Consider the following 16,523-nt stretch of genomic DNA (forward strand, 5'->3'; position numbering starts at 1 on the left):
GCTGGTGCCGATGCTGTTCCTGCGCATCCCGATCAAACCGACGCTACGCCGCGACGTCCGGGTCCGCGCCCGCCCAGGTGTCGTTGATCAGGTCCGCGCCCGCCTCGGCGACCCGGCGGGCGACGCCGCTGCGGTACGTGTCGACGCTGATCACGAGCCCAGGGTGCCGGGACCGGATCCCGGCGACGAAGTCCACGGTCCGGCGCAGCTCCTCGGCCTCGCTCACGGGTTCGCCGTACCCCGCCTTGACGCCGCCGATGTCGACCAGGTCGGCGCCGTCGGCGACCGCGTTGTCGATCGCCTCGTACGCCGCCTCGGTCGCGTACGTCGCGCCGCGGTCGAAGAACGAGTCCGGGGTCCGGTTGACGATCGCCATCAGGGCGAACTCGCCCTCCCCGAACGACCGGTCGCCCAGTCGCAGTACGCCGCGGTGCGTCATGGGAGCGACTGTATAGGGCGGACCGCCAGGCCATCACAATCACTGTCCGCCAGCGGGCCCGAGCGCGACTGCCGCCGCGGGAGCACAGTTGTGATGGCGTGGCGATCCGGCCCAGCACTGCCCAAGTCGCCACATATCCTATAGGATTCCTCGCGACAGTCCCGCCCACCGCAGCAGATCGGGTCCTCATGCCACGATTCACCGAGTTAGAGACGTACGACGTCCGCTTCCCCACGTCGCTGGACCTGGACGGCTCCGACGCGATGAACACCGACCCGGACTACTCCGCGGCGTACCTGATCCTGCGGACCGACGCCGAGGACGGGCTCGAGGGGCACGGGTTCGCGTTCACCATCGGCCGCGGCAACGACGTCCAGACCGCGGCGATCGAGGCGCTCCGCGACCACGTCATCGGGCTCGACCTGGACGCGACCCTGAAGGACCTCGGCGGGTTCTGGCGGTCGCTCGTGCACGACTCGCAACTGCGCTGGCTCGGCCCGGAGAAGGGCGTCATGCACATGGCGATCGGCGCGGTCGTCAACGCCGTGTGGGACCTCGCCGCCAAGCGGGCCGGCGTGCCGCTGTGGAAGCTGCTGTCCGACCTGACCCCCGAGCAGATCGTCGACCTGGTCGACTTCCGGTATCTCACCGACGCGCTCACGCCCGAGGAGGCGCTGGAGATCCTGCGCGCCGGCGAGTCCGGGCGGGCCGAGCGGGAGGCGTTGCTCCGCGAGCGCGGTTACCCGGCGTACACGACGACTCCCGGCTGGCTCGGGTACGACGACGCCAAGTTGGTCCGGCTCTGCCACGAGGCGGTGGCCGAGGGCTTCACCCAGATCAAGCTGAAGGTCGGCGCCAACCTGGACGACGACGTACGGCGGATGCGGCTGGCCCGCGAGGCGGTCGGACCGGACATCCGGATCGCCATCGACGCCAACCAGCGCTGGGACGTGGCCGACGCGATCACGTGGGTCAAGGCGCTGGCGCCGTACGACGTCTGGTGGGTCGAGGAGCCGACCAGCCCGGACGACATCCTCGGGCACGCGGCCATCGCGGCGGGGATCGCCCCGATCCGGGTCGCGACCGGCGAGCACGTGCAGAACCGGGTGGTCTTCAAGCAGATGCTGCAGGCCGGCTCACTGTCGGTGCTGCAGCTCGACTCGGCCCGGGTCGCCGGGGTGAACGAGAACATCGCGATCCTGCTGCTGGCGGCGAAGTTCGGGGTGCCGGTGTGCCCGCACGCCGGCGGGGTCGGGCTGTGCGAGCTGGTGCAGCACCTGTCGATGTTCGACTACGTGGCGGTGAGCGGTTCGGCGCAGGACCGCGTGATCGAGTACGTCGACCACCTGCACGAGCACTTCCTGGACCCGGTGGTGATCAAGGACGGGCACTACGTCGCGCCGCTGAAGCCCGGGTTCGGGGCCGAGATGGATGCTGAGACGCTCTGTGACTACCGGTACCCGAGTGGCAAGATCTGGACCGACCTGACCAAGGAGGGCAAGTGACCGACTTCGCCGGCCTGAAGGCCGTGGTGACCGGAGGCGCTTCGGGGATCGGCCTCGCGGCCGCCTCGCTGCTGGCCTCGCGAGGCGCGCAGGTGGTCGTGTTCGACCTCAAGCCTGACGTCTCCGAGCCGCTGACCGGGATCGCCGCGGACGTCAGCGACGACAGCTCGGTCCGGGACGCGGTCGCCGCGGCCGCGCTGCAGCTCGGCGGGATCGACATCGTGGTGAACAACGCCGGCATCGGCGCGCAGGGCACGGTCGCGGCCAACGACGACGAGGAGTGGCACCGCGTCCTCGACGTCAACGTGGTCGGCATCGCCCGGGTGACACGAGCCGCGCTGCCGTACCTGCGCAAGTCCGCGGCCGCCGCGATCGTCAACACCTGCTCGATCGCCGCCACCGCGGGGCTGCCGAACCGGGCGCTGTACTCGGCGTCGAAGGGCGCCGTACTCGCTCTGACCATGGCGATGGCCGCGGACCACGTGCGCGAAGGCATCCGGGTGAACTGCGTGAACCCTGGTACGGCGGACACGCCCTGGGTCGGCCGCCTCCTCGAGGTGGCCGCGGACCCAGCGGCGGAACGGGCCGCGCTCGAGGCCCGGCAACCGATGGGCCGGCTGGTCTCGGCCGACGAAGTGGCTGCCGCGATCGCCTATCTCGCCAGCCCGCTGTCGGGTTCCACGACCGGTACGGCGCTTGCCGTCGACGGTGGCATGCAGAACCTCCGGCTTCCGGCGGCGCGGTCATGAAACTGTTTCCAGCCGACCAGCGGGTCGGACTCGGCGGGGCGCCGATCGGCAACCTGCTCGGTGAGGTCAGCGAAGCCGACGCGGTCGCCACGGTGAACGCGGCCTGGGACGAAGGCTGGCGGTACTTCGACACCGCGCCGCACTACGGTCTCGGGCTGGCCGAGGAGCGGCTCGGCCGGGGCCTGGCCGGGAAGCCGCGGGACTCGTTCGTCCTGTCGAGCAAGGTCGGGCGGATCATCTACACGGCCTCCGACGCGGCCACGGACGACGAAGGTTTCGCGATCGACTCGAATCGCCGCCGGCGCTGGGACTTCTCGCGCGACGGCGTACTGCAGAGCATCGAGGACTCGCTGCGCCGGATCGGCACCGACCGGCTGGACGTGGTCTTCGTCCACGACCCCGACGACCACTACGACGAGGCCGTCGCCACCGCCTTCCCGACCCTGATCGAGCTTCGCGACCAAGGCGTGATCGGCGCGATCGGCTCCGGCATGAACCAGACCGCGATGCTCACCCGGTTCGTCCAGGAGATCGACATCGACGTGATCATGCTGGCCGGCCGCTACACGCTGATCGACCCCGACGGCCTGGACGACGTCCTCCCCGCCTGTCTCGCCGACGACGTCCAGGTCGTTGCCGTAGGCATCTTCAACTCCGGCCTCCTCGCCCAGCCCCGGCCGGCCGCCGACGCCACCTTCAACTACGCCCCGGCGGCCGCGTCTCTGCTCGACAAGGCCAACAAACTGGCCGACGTCTGCGAGTCCCACGGCGTCACGCTTCCCGCCGCGGCCCTCGCCTTCCCACTAGCCCACCCCGCTGTAGCCGGTCTGGCCGTAGGCTGCCGCACCCCCGCCGAAGTCCACACGAACGCCGAGTTGGCCCGCACCCAGATCCCACCCGGCCTCTGGACCGACCTGAAGTCCACCGGCCTCCTCCGCGAAGACGCCCCCACACCCAGCTGATTGGCCCACGCGTCAAGCAGGTGAGCTTCCGAGGTGGCGGGGTAGGAAGTTGTTGTCGAGGCCGATCCAGCGGATGGTGCGGTGGTCGCCTGGGTTGGCGTGGAGTGTCTTCTGCTGGGTGGCGAAGGCGTCGAACAAGGTGATGCCGGAGTGCCGGTCCACGTGTTCGTCGTCCCAGGGCAGCAGGAACTGGATCGGGACGGTGATTCGGCGGGCCGCCTCGAGTTGTTCGTCGTACACGAAGAATCCGCCGCCGAAGATGGCGGCGGAGATGCGGGAATCGGCCGCCGTGAGCGGTACGCCGATCGCGGTGCCCAGCGAGATGCCGCCGCCGTACCCGATCGGCGCCTCGACCCCGATCTCGGGCAGCTCCTGGAGCGCGTCCAGAGTTGCCTGCCATTCAGGTACGGCGCGCGCCGCAAGCGAGATGGCGAAGCGGATGCTGACGGACTTGAAACGTTCGTGGTCGCCGTCCGTCAGCGCCTGCCGGAGGTCGAGGCGGGACTGCTCGTCGTCGGCAGTGCGCGGGCGTTCGCCGTGTCCGGGCGCGTCGATGGCGGCCACGTTGTAGCCCCAGTTGGTGACGGCTTCGTGGGCGCGGGCCACCTGCGCCGGCGTCTTCTTGTGCATGCCGCCGCCGTGCCCCATCAGCACCAGCGGCGCGTGCACAGGACCGGATGCAGGCGACCAGAGTACGCCGGGGACGTCGCCCACCATGAAGTCGCGCTCGACGACACCGTTCGACGATGTCTCGTTGGTGAAACGCAAAGAATGCATAGGTTTTACTGCCTTTCGGGAGTGCCAAGTTGTCCGGCGCTCCCGGCGACCCCTACGTCAATCGCCGACCGTGGCGACGAGGGGGAGCACCCACGTACGTACAGCCTCCATGGGTCTCACCTCCTCGCATTCACACGGTCGCCGTCACGCTACCAATCCCCATGCCAGCCCGCGCGCCATTTTCCGGGGACGCACCTGCTGTCAGTCGCGGGCGGTTCGGCAGGCCAGGTGCAGGGCCAGGCGTTCGTCGGGGTTGGTCAGGTCCACGCCAAGGAGTTGCTGGATCTTGGTGATCCGGGCGGAGACGGTGTTGCGGTGGACGCCCAGGACGGCGGCGGTTTCGGCGAGCGAGGACTCGGTGTCGAGGTAGGTGGCGAGGGTGCCGACCAGGTCGCCTGGTTGGTGTTCGATCGGGGCGAGAAGGGCGCGGGCGGCCGGTTGGAACGTGTCCGTGCGGGTCCAGGCCAGCAGCAGTTGAGCGAGGCCGAGCCGGTCGACGTGGAGGAAGCGGCCGGTCTCCGGGCGACCGCGGGCGAGCCCGGCAGCGTCGCCGGCCTCAGCAAGCGAGGTGGCGATCCCGGTCGGCCCGGGTTGGACGCGACCAACGCCGACATACGCATCAACGGTCTGCACCAACCGACGTTGAACGCGCCGGATGGCGGCAGCCTGCTCCTGTACCTCAGTGGCGGTCGGCTCGCGCGCAGCGGTGATCCAAGCGGACCACCCGTCCCCCTGCTCCACCACCACCGCATGCAACCCCTCAGCGTCAAACGCCTCGACCACGTCAGTACGGCGACCAGCCAAATCCACCTGCCCGTCAGCACCGATACGGATGCCGGTGTGCCACCCGTCGAGCTGCCACCCCAGGTCGACCGCACGTCGCCGCGTCGCCTCCGACGGCTCGCCGTGCAGCAGCTCGCCCAGCAACGACGTCCGCTGCCGGGCGTCCCGCTCCAGCTCCAGCCGCCGCAACGCCAACCGCTGCCCCACCGCCGGAGCAAGCACAGTCAGCACCTCAGGTACGGCGGCCACCTCGGCCGCCACCATCCCCGGCAACCGGGCCACCAGCCAACACGCCGGCCCAGCGCCCAACACAGAGACCGCAATCAGCACCGCACCACTCGACAGATCCACCCGGTACGGCGCCGCCCACGCCACCGGCACCGCAGGCAACGCAGTAACCAACTCCGGTCGCTCAGAAGGCTCCAACGGCTCCCCCGCCAGCGTGCCACCGTCAGACCCAGCCAGCGTGACGGGCCGCTCCAGTACGTCGGACGCCACACGCAGTACCGACTCCAGCTCACCGTCGGACCGCCGCAACGCAGTCACCGCCCGCTGCACCAAGTCCGCGCGCACCAGCCCCGGCTCGGCCGTCACGCGGTTGAGGTAGTCGTGGGCCGCCAACGGATCCGGACTCCCGAGCACCGGCAACTGCAATCGCTCGGACAGCAGCTGAGCCCCACGGCCCAACGGCTCCACACCAGCCAGCAACACCGCAGCAGCACCCGCTGCGGATGCCCTGCTGATCAGCGCATCTATCCGCCAGTCGGTGTGGTCCGACGACAGCAGCACGACCAGCAGCTCACCGCCCATCGGCGGCGGATGCCCAGCGACATCCATCAGCACCCGCGAGCCCTTCAGCAACGGCCCAGGCTCGAGCTGCCCACCACCGAGTACGACGACGTCCCGCCATCCCGGCGACGTCAGCATCGCAGCCAACGCGGTCACGACGCCTCCAGCAACAGTGGGTCGCAGGTGAGACCGAAGGCCCGCGGGCCGACGTGGGTGAGCCGCTCGCCGTGTCGCCACCAGTCAGGCCCCGGCAACGCGAGCACCAGCACCTCGTCCCCGGAGCGGATCGCATCGACCGCGATCGGCTGCAGCGTCCGGCGGTCCAGCACGCACACCAGGTCCGGTGTGGTCACCACCGGAACGCCGTCGACCATCGCCAGCAGGTACTCGTTCTCCGTCTCGATCCGGACCACCGCCCGACTCGGCTCGTCGACGACACAGACAGTCCCTCGCCCGAACGCACTACCCGGGCCGTGCGACCGAACGCCGTACCGGGCAACCTCGTCGACCCGACCGTCACCCAGCAGTCGCCCACCGAGGGACTCGGCCACCTCGGAGGGCGCAGCCGAGACCGGCAGTCCGGCGTGGATGCGCCCGAGCTCGAGTGCGCGCGCCAGGCTGCCGTTGACCGCGTCGGAGGTCGCGGCCGCGGCCGGTGTCGGTGCCAGCGCCAGCACGGCCCAGCCGCCGGTGTGTACGACGAAGCTGCGTACGGCGCGCTCCAGCCCGGCCGGATCGATGTTGTCGACGACAACGACCTGTCCGCCCGGTTCACTCAACGCACAGGGCGTCAACGGCCGCCCGGCCACCGCCCACGAGAACTGGTCGAGTCGTGGCAGCGCCCGCCCCATCAGGTCGGCGTCGACGAACGGCAGGCCCATGTCGACCGCAGCGACCAGCGCACTGAGACCGTTCAGACCGCCGGCCTCCAGCGACATCAGCCCGTCCACCGGGTCCCCAGTCCACCGGCTGACCGCCTGTACCGCGGTGGCGAACTCACGCCCGCTCGGCAGCTTCTCGGTGAGCACACTGGTCGCTCCGACAACACCGACCGGGCTCAGGTTGCCCTCGAGACCCGCTGCCGCGTCGAGCAGCGAGAGATCACCGGTCCCCAGCCGGCGCTGCAGGATCCGTCCGAAGGCCCGGCTGTCGCCGCCACCGCCGGACCCCAGCAGCGTGACGCCGACGACCAACGCCCCCAGATCCTGCTCCCGGATGACCGTCGCCATGCGCCGATGATGTCACCGCGAGCACGGCTGCGGGTGGAACCCCGGCCCACCGCGGAGGGGGTGCAACGGTGGGCCGAGGGATCAGGGGGTGGTGGAGACGAGGTCGGTCCGCAGCTCGACGGGTGCGAACTCCACGTCCAGTCCGAAGCATGACGGACCGAACACGGCCAGTGCCTCGGGTGTCCGCATCAGGTCAGGGGTGGAGATCCCGACCACCGTGACGCGTTGCCCGTAGCGGAGGCCCTCCGTGGTGATCGGCTCGGCGGTGTCACCCTCCAGCACGCAGATCAGGTCCGGCACGGTGCAGACAACCGTCCCGTCGACCTCCGCGACCAGGTTCTCGTTCTGGAACCGCAGCTCGAGCGCCGACTCTCCGTCGTACGACGTGAACCGCGCCCGGCCACGCGCGAAGCCCTCGACGGTACGGCGCTCCACGTCGACCACCTTGCCCCGGAACAGCACCCGCAGGTGGTTGTACAGCGTCGGCGCCAACGCCGTACGGATCGCCTCGATCGGATCGCTGTGCGACTCACGCGCCTCCCGGACGGCCCGCCCGAGCGCCAACCCGAGGGACAGCGTCCGCGGTACGGCGGTGCGCTTCACGTCGGCGCCCGTCATCGAGTACTCCGCGATGTGCGCCACGCCGCCCAGCCGGATGGTGATCCCGCGGGCCAGCCACTCCATCTGTCGATTGTCGACACCCGTATTGATGACAACCGTCTCGTCATGCTCACCCGCGATGGCCATCGGAGACCCCGGTACGCCGTACACCGAGAAGGTCTCCATCTGGAGCTCGGGGAATGCCCGGCCCATCCCGTCGGCATCGACGACCGGCAGACCGGTCCGGGCCGCGACCAGGAGCGGGATCATCGAGTTGATCCCGCCACACTCGATCGGCATGGTCGCGTCGGCGGTGCGGCCGAGGTGGCGTTCGAGGGCCCGCAGCGCGCCGACCGGCTCGCTGCCGCGCGGGATCTTCTCCACGATCACCGTCGGCGCGCCCATCTGCGCGGTCGGGATGACGAACGCGTCGTCGTCGAGCTCGTCCGGGTCCAGCACCGTGACCGGCCCGTGCTCCCGGATCGCCTGCTCCACCAGCAACCGCCCGATCAACGGATCGCCGCCACCGCCGGTGCCGAGGATCGCCGCTCCCCGGGCCAGATCGCGGAGATGCTCGATGCCCAGTTCCCAGCTCATACCGTCTCCAGCGCGCGGATCGGGTCGAGGTCGTAGCCGAAGTACCGCGGTCCGACGAGCTCGATGCCGGCCGGTGAGTGCCAGCGTTCGTCGGACGGCGCGGCCAGCACGCTCACGCGTTGCCCGTAGCGCAGGGCCTCGGTGGTGATCGGCTCGCCGGACTCGGTGTCCAGCACGATGATCAGGTCCGGTGTGGTTGCGACCGCGGCGCCGTCGATCTCCGCGACCAGGTGCTCGTTCTGGAACCGCAGTACCAGCAACCGTCCGAGCGACGCGTCGAGCCCGTCGACCGCCGCGTCGCCCCGCGCGAAGCCCGTCGTCGTACGGCGCTGAACGTCGACAACCTTGCCGACATGCAGCAACCGCCCGCCGAGCCGGTCCACGACCGCGGCAACCGGGTCGCTGAGTTCACGCCGCGCGAGCTCGATGGCATGACCGATCGCGAGGCACTGGCTGAGCGTGCCCGGCACGAAAGACTCGCGGGCCTCGGCGCCGGTCATCGCGTACAACGACACGATCGCGGAACACCCCATGTCCACGGTCGCGGACCGCGCCAACCGCTCGGCCCAGGTGTTGGAGATCGTGTCGAAAACCCCGCGGTTTCCTTTTTCGTCGACAATCGACATCGGCGTCGCCTCGATCCCGGCGAGGGTCGGCAGCACCATCTGCAGTTCGGGAAACGCGCGTCCCATCCCGTCGCCGTCGACCAGCGGCAGACCGAGCTGCGCGGCCGCGATCACCGGCACGGTCGAGTTGACCCCGCCCGCCTCGATGCAGGCGATGTGAGTCGGCGTCTTCCCGACGTACTTCGCCAGCGTCTCGACCGCGATCGCGATCTGGTCCGCCGACGGCAGCTTCTCGACCATCACGGTCGGCGCCCCCATCATTGCCACCGGCAACACACATGCATCGTCCGGCAACTCGTCCACACCGACGATCTCGACCGAGCCGTGCGTCCGCAACGCCTGCTCGGCCAGCAGCCGCCCGATGTGCGGATCCCCGCCACCACCCGTCCCGAGTACGGCGGCGCCGCGCGCGAGCGCCTTCAGATCAGCCGCAGTCAACGTCGTCATGACTGCCCCAGTCGCAGGTCGCCGACCGCCTTGCAGCGGATCCGGGTGGCGTTGCCCGGCAGGTAGGGAATCGGTACTTCGTCGAAGTCGACGATCCGGACCGCCGCCGGGTCCGCACCGGCCGCGACTGCCCGGTCCACCGCCTCCTGACGCGCCTCGTCGACCACCGCGTCGCGCCGCCCCGGATCGATCGCGTACACCCGATCCACCTCGCCGCCGACCTGGGCGATCGCCGCTCCGATCGCGTTCGCGACCGCGAAGTGATCCGGCCGATGGACGGCGAGACTGCCCGGCAGGTCGTCCGGCAGCAGGATCGACCCACCACCGACCGCCACCACCGGCAGCGGTTCGGGCGACGTGCGCATCCGCTCGACCGCGTCCGCGATGTCCGCCGCGACCCGGGCGAGCGCCTCCTTCACCAGACGCGGATCGAGGTCGGCGACCAGGGCCGAGTCCCCGACCTCGGCCCGTCCGGCCGCAACCGCGACGTCGGTCGCGGTCACCGTCGTACCGCCGAAGACCAAGGCCTCCTCGGTCAACCGGTAGCCCACCGAACGAGGACCAACCGTCACCAGGTCGTTGTCCTCGGCCACCAAGCTGCCACCGCCGATGCCGATGCTCAGCACGTCCGGCATCCGGAAGTTCGTCCGGACGCCGGCCACGTCGACCTCGGTGGTCGCCTCCCGCGGGAAGCCGTGCGTGAGTACGCCGACGTCGCTCGTCGTACCGCCGACGTCCACGACCGCGCAGGTGTCCAGGCCGGACAGCAGGGCCGCGCCGCGCATCGAGTTCGTCGGGCCGGACGCGAAGGTCGCGACCGGGTAGCGGCGGGCGAAGTCGACGTCCATCAGGGTGCCGTCGTTCTGGCTCAGGTACAGCGGTGCGGAGATGCCGTGGCCGGCGACCGCGCCGGCGAGACCGTCGACGATACTCGCGGCGAGCTCCCGTAGCGCCGCGTTGATGATCGTCGCGTTCTCCCGCTCCAGCAGGCCGATCCGGCCGATCTCGTGCGACAGCGAGATCGCCACGTCGTCACCCAGCTCGGACCGCAGGATCTCCGCCGCCCGCAGCTCGAACTCGTTGCTGACCGGCGAGAACACCGACGAGATCGCCACCGACCGGACGCCGTGCGCAACCATGTCCGCGGCGTGCCGGCGCAGCTCGTCCTCGTCCAGCTCGGCGATGTGCCGGCCGTCGAACTCGTGCCCGCCATGCGCCAGATAGCTGCGGCCGCTGACCGCGTCGACCAGCCGCTGCGGCCAGTCGACCAGCGGCGGCAGCGAAGCAGTCGCAGGCAGACCGAGCCGCAGCGCGGCAGTCGGAGCCAGCCGCCGGGCCTCGACCAGCGCGTTGATGAAGTGCGTCGTGCCGATCATCACCGCCTGCACCTGGCCCGGGTCGAACGACCGCTCGGCCTGCAACCGGTCAAGGGTGTCGATGATGCCCGCGGTCACGTCCTCGCTCGTCGCCGACTTGTTCGCCGCGAGCACGGTGTTGCCCTCGAGCAGCACGGCGTCGGTGTTCGTGCCACCGACATCGATGCCGATACGCATTCGGATCCTCCTGGATTTCGGGTACGGCGGCCGACGCCGGGCCGGCCGCCGTACCGCGGTGACTAGCTGGTGGCCGGGACTGCGGTGACCTCGGTGTCCGCACTGTCCATGGTGCGGCTCGTCCCGACGCCGCGGATCAGGCCGAGCTTGCCGGCCACGACGTACGCGGCGAAGCCGACCACGAGCGAGTTGATGCTGGGCAGGCCCCACTCGACGTACTTGCCGATCAGGGCGGCGCCGATCCAGATGACGATCGTCGCCGGCACCCAGGTCGGCGCGGTCGCGGGCAGGGCGCCGTGCTCGCGGGACCGGTCGAGGTCGGGGCGCCAGCGCTTCACCACGAAGTACTCCGCGACCATGATCCCGGCGATCGGCGGGAACGCGACCCCGAGCAGGATCAGGAAGTCGGTGAACTTGTTCAGGATCCCGCCCGCCGCGAGCACGCTGCCGAGGACGCCGACCACGAGCGTGACCACGGCCCGGTTGACGTGCCGGCCGAAGACCGTGCCGATGAAGTTCACCACGCCGAGGCCGGAGCTGTAGAGGTTCCAGTCGTTGATCTTCAGGGTGCCGAGAATGATCACCAATGTGCCGACCCAGCCGACCGACGACGTGACGATGGTGATCACGTCCGCCGAGCCGACCGCGTGCGCCAGCAGGACACCGGACAGGCCGATCACGTACTCGCCGAGGGTGATGCCGACGAGGGTCTGCTTCACCACGTCGCCGACACCGCGGTTGAAGCGGGTCATGTCCGGGGTGATCACCGCCCCGACGATGAATCCGCCGGCGACGAGCGTCGTACCCTCGAGCAAGCTCAACTGCGGACCGGGCGGCGCCGAACTGGCCAGCGCGCCGAGGCTGTGGTCGGACAGCTCACTGATGATCGACCAGCCGACCAGGATCAAGAACGCCGGCACTGTCACGTACGCGACCCAGGCCATCGAGTGGAACCCGCGCAGTACGACGAGGGTCACGGCGAGACCGAACGCCAGCGACCAGCCCCAGGTGGGCAGTACGCCGATCAGCGAGCTCAGGCCGGCCGCGGACACCGCGGACTGGATGCCGAACCAGCCGATCAGGCTGATCCCGATCGCCAGCCCGATCAGCGACGACCCGGCCTGGCCGAACCCGGCCCAGCGGGCGATCACCGACGTCTGCAGCCCTTCGCGGGCGCCGATGATGCCGATCAGGATCGCGACCAGCTCGAGGATCACCGCGCCGAGCGTCAACGCCCAGAACGCGGTCCAGAAACTCATCCCGAACCCGAGCGTCGCCCCGAGCAGGAACTGACTGAGCGCGGAGATCTGCCCGAACCGCTGCGTCGCGACAGACCACCAGGAATAACGGGCACTCGCCGGGACACGGGCAAGCGCATAGTCGTCGGTACCGACCTGTGGACCGGCCATGGGAACCTCCAGGACTGGGGATTCCATCGAACGTACGGCGGGACGCGGCCCCGATCACCGTCCATTGTGCACACCCAGCCCCACCCAACTGTGCACCCAGCCCATGCCCAACCCCTTCCCACCCGCCTGTTCCTTCCCACGCGCCGCCACGCCGTGGACTTCTATCTGATCCCGGAGGGTGGGAGCAACGCTGACGCCGTACGGGGTTGTGCTGAGTTGCCGGCTGAATTGGATCCGTCGTTCGACGTGCTCTTCTGTGCAGTCGATACTGGAGGAACTCTCGCTGGAGTGGCTGCCGGTACACGACCGGAACAGTTGGTGATCGGAGTGAGCTGGACGAGTTCAGCGACGACTTCGAGGTGCGGCACGGTTTGCGGTTGGACTGGGTGTACGAGGCGAAAATGATGTACGCGCTGTTCGACCAGGTCGCTCGCAACGCGTTCCCGAGCGGTACGACGATCGTGGCCCTGATCAGCGGGTCCGGCGAGGTTCCGCGCAGTGCTGCGGGTGGCAGAAGTCGGTGGCTTGGACACCATCTGAGGTGGTTGGACACGTTATTTCCTGTTCAAGCTCGCCAGTTCCTGCCGCAGCCCACTACTTCTGGCCGGCGGCGGCGAGGCTCGCGGGGTGTGTGGGCACGGTTGATCTGTAGCCTTGGGGTCGATGGACGAACGGGTCGGCTTCCGCGGGGTGTGGTTGCTGCGTGCGGTTGGGGTGCTTGGGCTGCTGGTCGGGGTGTTCGCCATGCATGGGCTCACGGCTCACCACGATGCGGCGATGGCTGGTACCCCGCTGACGCAGCAGGCGGTGTCTGGGCAGCACGCCCCGACGGCGGGGCCAGCACCGACGCACCACGCACCAGCGGAGCAGCACGAGCGCGTGATGCCTGCGGACCGGCACAAGGACGCGGTGCCTGCGGAGCGGCACGAGCACGTGATGCCTGGGGAGCAGCACCAGGTCGTGTTGCCGCTTGTGCTTCTCGATGCGTTTGACCGGGTCGTGATCTCGGTCGCGGATGGGCGGCACGAGATGGTGTCCGTCTGTGTGGCTGTGTTGACCGGGCTGGTGTTGTTGCTGGCGTTGGCGCTGGCGGCGCGGAGTTTGCTCGCCTGGCGCCCAGTGCTGGGGACCGTGGCGGTGGTGCGGCTGGTGGGTGAGCGGGCGCCGCCTTGGCTTGTGCCGGAGTTGTCGAAGTTGGGTGTGTTGCGGATTTAGGCCGACCTGCGCCTTCCGCCGTACCCCAATCTCGACTTCGAAGGACGCATTGTGATGAAGCACGTTTTCGGTACGACCGTTTTGCTGTTGGCAGTGGCTGGTTGTGGTGAGGCCGCGGCGCCGGAGGCGGCGCCTACTACGACCGCCGCCGTGTTCAACGACGCGGATGTCAGGTTTGCGACGCAGATGATCCCGCACCACCAGCAAGCGGTGCAGATGGCGAGTATGGCCGGCTACCAGGCGACGACGCCTGAGGTGAAGCAGCTTGCGGTGGCCATCAAGGCTGCGCAGGATCCGGAGATCAAGGCGATGTCCGGATGGTTGACCGCCTGGGGTAAGCCGGTGCCCAGCCCGGAGCATGGCGGCCACGGCACGGCCGAGGAGATGCCGGGCATGATGGGCGAGGAGGAGATGTCCGAGCTCGGCAAGGCGAAAGGCGCCGAGTTCGACAGGTCCTGGATGCGGCTGATGATCAAGCACCACCAGGGCGCCGTCACCATGGCGACGGCCGAGCAGAAGGACGGCAAGGACCCGGCAGCCATCGCCCTGGCGAAGAAGATCCAAGCAAATCAGACCGCCGAGATCGCCACGATGCAAACCCTCCTCAAGAACAGCTGACACAAAACACTGCTGGGCTCCCCCGCGTGGGAGGGAGCCCAGCAGCAGTCAGCGCGCCAGATCGGCGGGGTTGAGGTTGAGGCGGCGGAGGAGCTGGGCGTTGAGGGCCACGACGATGGTCGAGACGGACATCAGGACGGCGCCGACAGCTGGGGAGACGACGACTCCGGCGAAGGCGAGTACGCCGGCCGCCAGCGGGACCGTGATGACGTTGTAGCCGGTGGCCCAGGCCAGGTTCTGCCACATCTTGCGGTAGCTGGCGCGGGAGAGCTCGATCACCGACAGGACGGCGCGCGGGTCGTCGGCGGCGAGGACGACGCCGGCGGACTCGATGGCGACGTCGGTGCCGGCTCCAATAGCGATGCCGACCTCGGCGCGGGCCAGGGCCGGCGCGTCGTTCACGCCGTCGCCGACCATCGCGACCTTCAGCCCACGGGCCTGGAGCTCCGCGACCTTGGCGTCCTTGTCCTGCGGCAGGACCTCGGCGAACACCTCGTCGATCCCGAGCTCCTTCGCCACCGCCTCGGCGACCTGGTGCGCGTCACCGGTGATCATCGCGACCTTCACGCCCCGTCGGTGCAAAGCGTCCACAGCTTGCTTGGACTCTTCCCGCACCTCGTCCTCCAACGCGACCGCGCCGAGCACCTGCCCGTCCCGGACCACGTGCAGCACCGCGGCGCCCCGCCCCTTCCAGGCGGCGACGTCTGCCTCCAGCTCGTCGGGCTCCGGTACGCCGTACTCCCGGAGCAGGGCCGGGCCGCCGACCGCAACCTCGTTGCCGTTGACAACAGCCTGTACGCCGCGGCCGGTCAGCGACCGGAAGTCCGAAGCGGTCACACTGGCCCGGCCGCCGGCCGGCACCCGCTCCGAGTGCGCCCGGACGATCGCCTTGGCCAGCGGGTGCTCGCTGTCCGCCTCGACCGCGGCCGCCAGCTCCAGCAGCTCGTCCTCGGTCACCGAGCCGGCCGCCGCGACGCCGGTGACGACCGGCTGGCCCTTCGTCAGCGTGCCGGTCTTGTCGAACAGGACGACGTCGATCGTCCGCATCCGCTCCAGCGCCAGCCGGTCCTTGACGAGTACGCCGGCCTTCGCGGCACGCTCGGTGGAGATCGCGATCACCAGCGGGATGGCGAGGCCGAGGGCGTGCGGGCAGGCGATCACCAGGACGGTCACGGTCCGGGTGACGGCCTCGTTGATCTCACCGAGCAACGTCCAGACCAGGAACGTGATCACGCCGGCGATCGACGCGAAGTAGAACAGGAACGCGGCGGCCCGATCGGCCAGCGCCTGGGCGCGGGACGACGATGCCTGTGCCTCCGCGACCAGTCGCTGGATCCCGGCCAGCGCGGTGTCCTCGCCGACTGCAGTGATCTCGATCCGCAAGGCGCTGTCGGTGGCGACGGTCCCGGCGACGACCGGGTCGCCGACGGCACGGGCGACCGGGCGGGACTCGCCGGTGATCATCGACTCGTCGACCTCGGCCTGTCCGTCGACCACCGTCCCGTCGGCCGGCACGCGACCACCCGAGCGGACCAGTACGACGTCGCCCGCCTGCAACTCGGACAGCGAGACCTCGACCACGCCGTCGGCGGTCACCTTCTCCGCCGAGTCGGGCAGCAACGCGGCCAGCGCGTCGAGGGCGCCGGACGCGGCGCCGAGCGCGCGCATCTCGAGCCAGTGCCCGAGCAGCATGATCACGATCAGCAGCGCGAGCTCCCACCAGAAGTCCAGGTCGAAGCCGCCGAGGCCGAGCGTGGTGACCCAGGACGCGACGAACGCGACCGTGATCGCCATCGAGATCAGCAGCATCATCCCGGGCCGGCGGGACTTCAGCTCGCTCCAGCCACCGGTCAGGAAGGGCCGGCCGCCGTACAGGAAGATCACCGTGCCGAGCACCGGCGCGATCAGGTTCGAACCGGGAAACTCCGGCGGCATGTACCCGAGCAGGTCGGCGAACATCTCGCTGAAGAACACCACCGGCACCGCCAGCGCCAGGCTGATCCAGAACCGGTCCTTGAACTGCGCCGCGTGATCGCCATGCCCCCCATGCCCCGCATGCCCACCGTGACCGCCGTCATGCCCCGCGTGCTCACTGTGCTCACTGTGCTCAACATGCTCATCCATGCCGAGGACCATACCCCCTAGGGGTATCTAATTTCAAGGGCACGGCAAAGCCCGCCACCCACCAGCGGGAGACGGGTCCGGTACTAGCCGAGGCGTCCGGC

The 16,523-nt window shown here is 69.7% G+C and carries 14 protein-coding genes; 5 read left to right on the top strand and 9 right to left on the bottom strand.

Annotated elements, in window-relative coordinates; translation table 11 throughout:
• Nucleotides 1-43 precede the first annotated feature (43 nt).
• Nucleotides 44-439: a dihydropteroate synthase gene (locus tag ACWCOV_RS08710; protein WP_449828628.1), complete on the bottom strand. Its 396-nt coding sequence runs from the start codon at nucleotides 437-439 to the stop codon at nucleotides 44-46.
• A gap of 188 nt (nucleotides 440-627) precedes the next feature.
• Between ACWCOV_RS08710 and ACWCOV_RS08715 the strand changes: the two genes are divergently transcribed.
• The 3 genes from ACWCOV_RS08715 to ACWCOV_RS08725 are packed head-to-tail and all read left to right on the top strand — an operon-like array spanning nucleotide 628 to nucleotide 3,655.
• On the top strand, nucleotides 628-1,944 hold the full coding sequence (locus tag ACWCOV_RS08715) for an L-fuconate dehydratase (RefSeq protein ID WP_449828629.1): 1,317 nt from the start codon (nucleotides 628-630) through the stop codon (nucleotides 1,942-1,944).
• Nucleotides 1,941-2,693: an SDR family NAD(P)-dependent oxidoreductase gene (locus ACWCOV_RS08720; RefSeq protein WP_449828630.1), complete on the top strand. Its 753-nt coding sequence runs from the start codon at nucleotides 1,941-1,943 to the stop codon at nucleotides 2,691-2,693. The genes ACWCOV_RS08715 and ACWCOV_RS08720 overlap by 4 nt, the downstream gene beginning before the upstream one ends.
• Nucleotides 2,690-3,655, top strand: coding sequence for an aldo/keto reductase (locus ACWCOV_RS08725; protein WP_449828631.1), 966 nt, complete (start codon nucleotides 2,690-2,692; stop codon nucleotides 3,653-3,655). The genes ACWCOV_RS08720 and ACWCOV_RS08725 overlap by 4 nt, the downstream gene beginning before the upstream one ends.
• Nucleotides 3,656-3,667: 12 nt before the next feature.
• Here ACWCOV_RS08725 and ACWCOV_RS08730 read toward each other — a convergent pair whose 3' ends face one another.
• From ACWCOV_RS08730 to ACWCOV_RS08760, 7 genes are all read right to left on the bottom strand, one after another.
• On the bottom strand, nucleotides 3,668-4,432 hold the full coding sequence (locus ACWCOV_RS08730) for an alpha/beta hydrolase (RefSeq protein ID WP_449828632.1): 765 nt from the start codon (nucleotides 4,430-4,432) through the stop codon (nucleotides 3,668-3,670).
• Nucleotides 4,433-4,633: 201 nt separating this feature from the next.
• Nucleotides 4,634-6,160, bottom strand: a complete 1,527-nt coding sequence (locus ACWCOV_RS08735) for a PucR family transcriptional regulator (protein ID WP_449828633.1) — start codon at nucleotides 6,158-6,160, stop codon at nucleotides 4,634-4,636.
• On the bottom strand, nucleotides 6,157-7,233 hold the full coding sequence (locus ACWCOV_RS08740) for a DUF917 domain-containing protein (RefSeq protein WP_449828634.1): 1,077 nt from the start codon (nucleotides 7,231-7,233) through the stop codon (nucleotides 6,157-6,159). Before ACWCOV_RS08740 ends, ACWCOV_RS08735 begins: the two co-directional genes overlap by 4 nt.
• An 81-nt stretch (nucleotides 7,234-7,314) precedes the next feature.
• On the bottom strand, nucleotides 7,315-8,430 hold the full coding sequence (locus ACWCOV_RS08745) for a DUF917 domain-containing protein (RefSeq protein WP_449828635.1): 1,116 nt from the start codon (nucleotides 8,428-8,430) through the stop codon (nucleotides 7,315-7,317).
• Nucleotides 8,427-9,503, bottom strand: a complete 1,077-nt coding sequence (locus ACWCOV_RS08750; RefSeq protein ID WP_449828636.1) for a DUF917 domain-containing protein — start codon at nucleotides 9,501-9,503, stop codon at nucleotides 8,427-8,429. Before ACWCOV_RS08750 ends, ACWCOV_RS08745 begins: the two co-directional genes overlap by 4 nt.
• A complete protein-coding gene (locus ACWCOV_RS08755) occupies nucleotides 9,500-11,056 on the bottom strand; it encodes a hydantoinase/oxoprolinase N-terminal domain-containing protein (RefSeq protein WP_449828637.1) in 1,557 nt (518 codons plus the stop codon). The genes ACWCOV_RS08750 and ACWCOV_RS08755 overlap by 4 nt, the downstream gene beginning before the upstream one ends.
• A 62-nt stretch (nucleotides 11,057-11,118) precedes the next feature.
• Entirely contained in the window at nucleotides 11,119-12,465 is a 1,347-nt protein-coding gene (locus ACWCOV_RS08760) for a purine-cytosine permease family protein (RefSeq protein WP_449828638.1), read from the bottom strand.
• Between the two features lie 663 nt (nucleotides 12,466-13,128).
• On the opposite strand from ACWCOV_RS08760, the gene ACWCOV_RS08765 reads away from it, so the two are divergent.
• Complete coding sequence (locus ACWCOV_RS08765; RefSeq protein WP_449828639.1) at nucleotides 13,129-13,680, top strand: hypothetical protein; 552 nt, start codon at nucleotides 13,129-13,131, stop codon at nucleotides 13,678-13,680.
• Between the two features lie 54 nt (nucleotides 13,681-13,734).
• On the top strand, nucleotides 13,735-14,298 hold the full coding sequence (locus ACWCOV_RS08770) for a DUF305 domain-containing protein (RefSeq protein WP_449828640.1): 564 nt from the start codon (nucleotides 13,735-13,737) through the stop codon (nucleotides 14,296-14,298).
• A gap of 48 nt (nucleotides 14,299-14,346) precedes the next feature.
• Here the strand turns inward: ACWCOV_RS08770 and ACWCOV_RS08775 are convergent, their stop codons facing one another.
• Nucleotides 14,347-16,422 carry a copper-translocating P-type ATPase gene (locus ACWCOV_RS08775; protein WP_449828641.1) on the bottom strand — a complete coding sequence of 692 codons (2,076 nt, stop codon included), beginning with the start codon at nucleotides 16,420-16,422 and terminating at the stop codon, nucleotides 14,347-14,349.
• Nucleotides 16,423-16,523: the final 101 nt, after the last annotated feature.

The organism is Kribbella sp. NPDC002412 (genome assembly GCF_053592935.1).

Coding starts and splice junctions, on each gene's coding strand:
- ACWCOV_RS08710 (WP_449828628.1), bottom strand. CDS start 439: ATGACGCACCGCGGCGTACTGCGACTGGGCGACCGGTCGTTCGGGGAG.
- ACWCOV_RS08715 (WP_449828629.1), top strand. CDS start 628: ATGCCACGATTCACCGAGTTAGAGACGTACGACGTCCGCTTCCCCACG.
- ACWCOV_RS08725 (WP_449828631.1), top strand. CDS start 2,690: ATGAAACTGTTTCCAGCCGACCAGCGGGTCGGACTCGGCGGGGCGCCG.
- ACWCOV_RS08730 (WP_449828632.1), bottom strand. CDS start 4,432: ATGCATTCTTTGCGTTTCACCAACGAGACATCGTCGAACGGTGTCGTC.
- ACWCOV_RS08740 (WP_449828634.1), bottom strand. CDS start 7,233: ATGGCGACGGTCATCCGGGAGCAGGATCTGGGGGCGTTGGTCGTCGGC.
- ACWCOV_RS08745 (WP_449828635.1), bottom strand. CDS start 8,430: ATGAGCTGGGAACTGGGCATCGAGCATCTCCGCGATCTGGCCCGGGGA.
- ACWCOV_RS08750 (WP_449828636.1), bottom strand. CDS start 9,503: ATGACGACGTTGACTGCGGCTGATCTGAAGGCGCTCGCGCGCGGCGCC.
- ACWCOV_RS08755 (WP_449828637.1), bottom strand. CDS start 11,056: ATGCGTATCGGCATCGATGTCGGTGGCACGAACACCGACGCCGTGCTG.
- ACWCOV_RS08760 (WP_449828638.1), bottom strand. CDS start 12,465: ATGGCCGGTCCACAGGTCGGTACCGACGACTATGCGCTTGCCCGTGTC.
- ACWCOV_RS08765 (WP_449828639.1), top strand. CDS start 13,129: ATGGACGAACGGGTCGGCTTCCGCGGGGTGTGGTTGCTGCGTGCGGTT.
- ACWCOV_RS08770 (WP_449828640.1), top strand. CDS start 13,735: ATGAAGCACGTTTTCGGTACGACCGTTTTGCTGTTGGCAGTGGCTGGT.
- ACWCOV_RS08775 (WP_449828641.1), bottom strand. CDS start 16,422: ATGGATGAGCATGTTGAGCACAGTGAGCACAGTGAGCACGCGGGGCAT.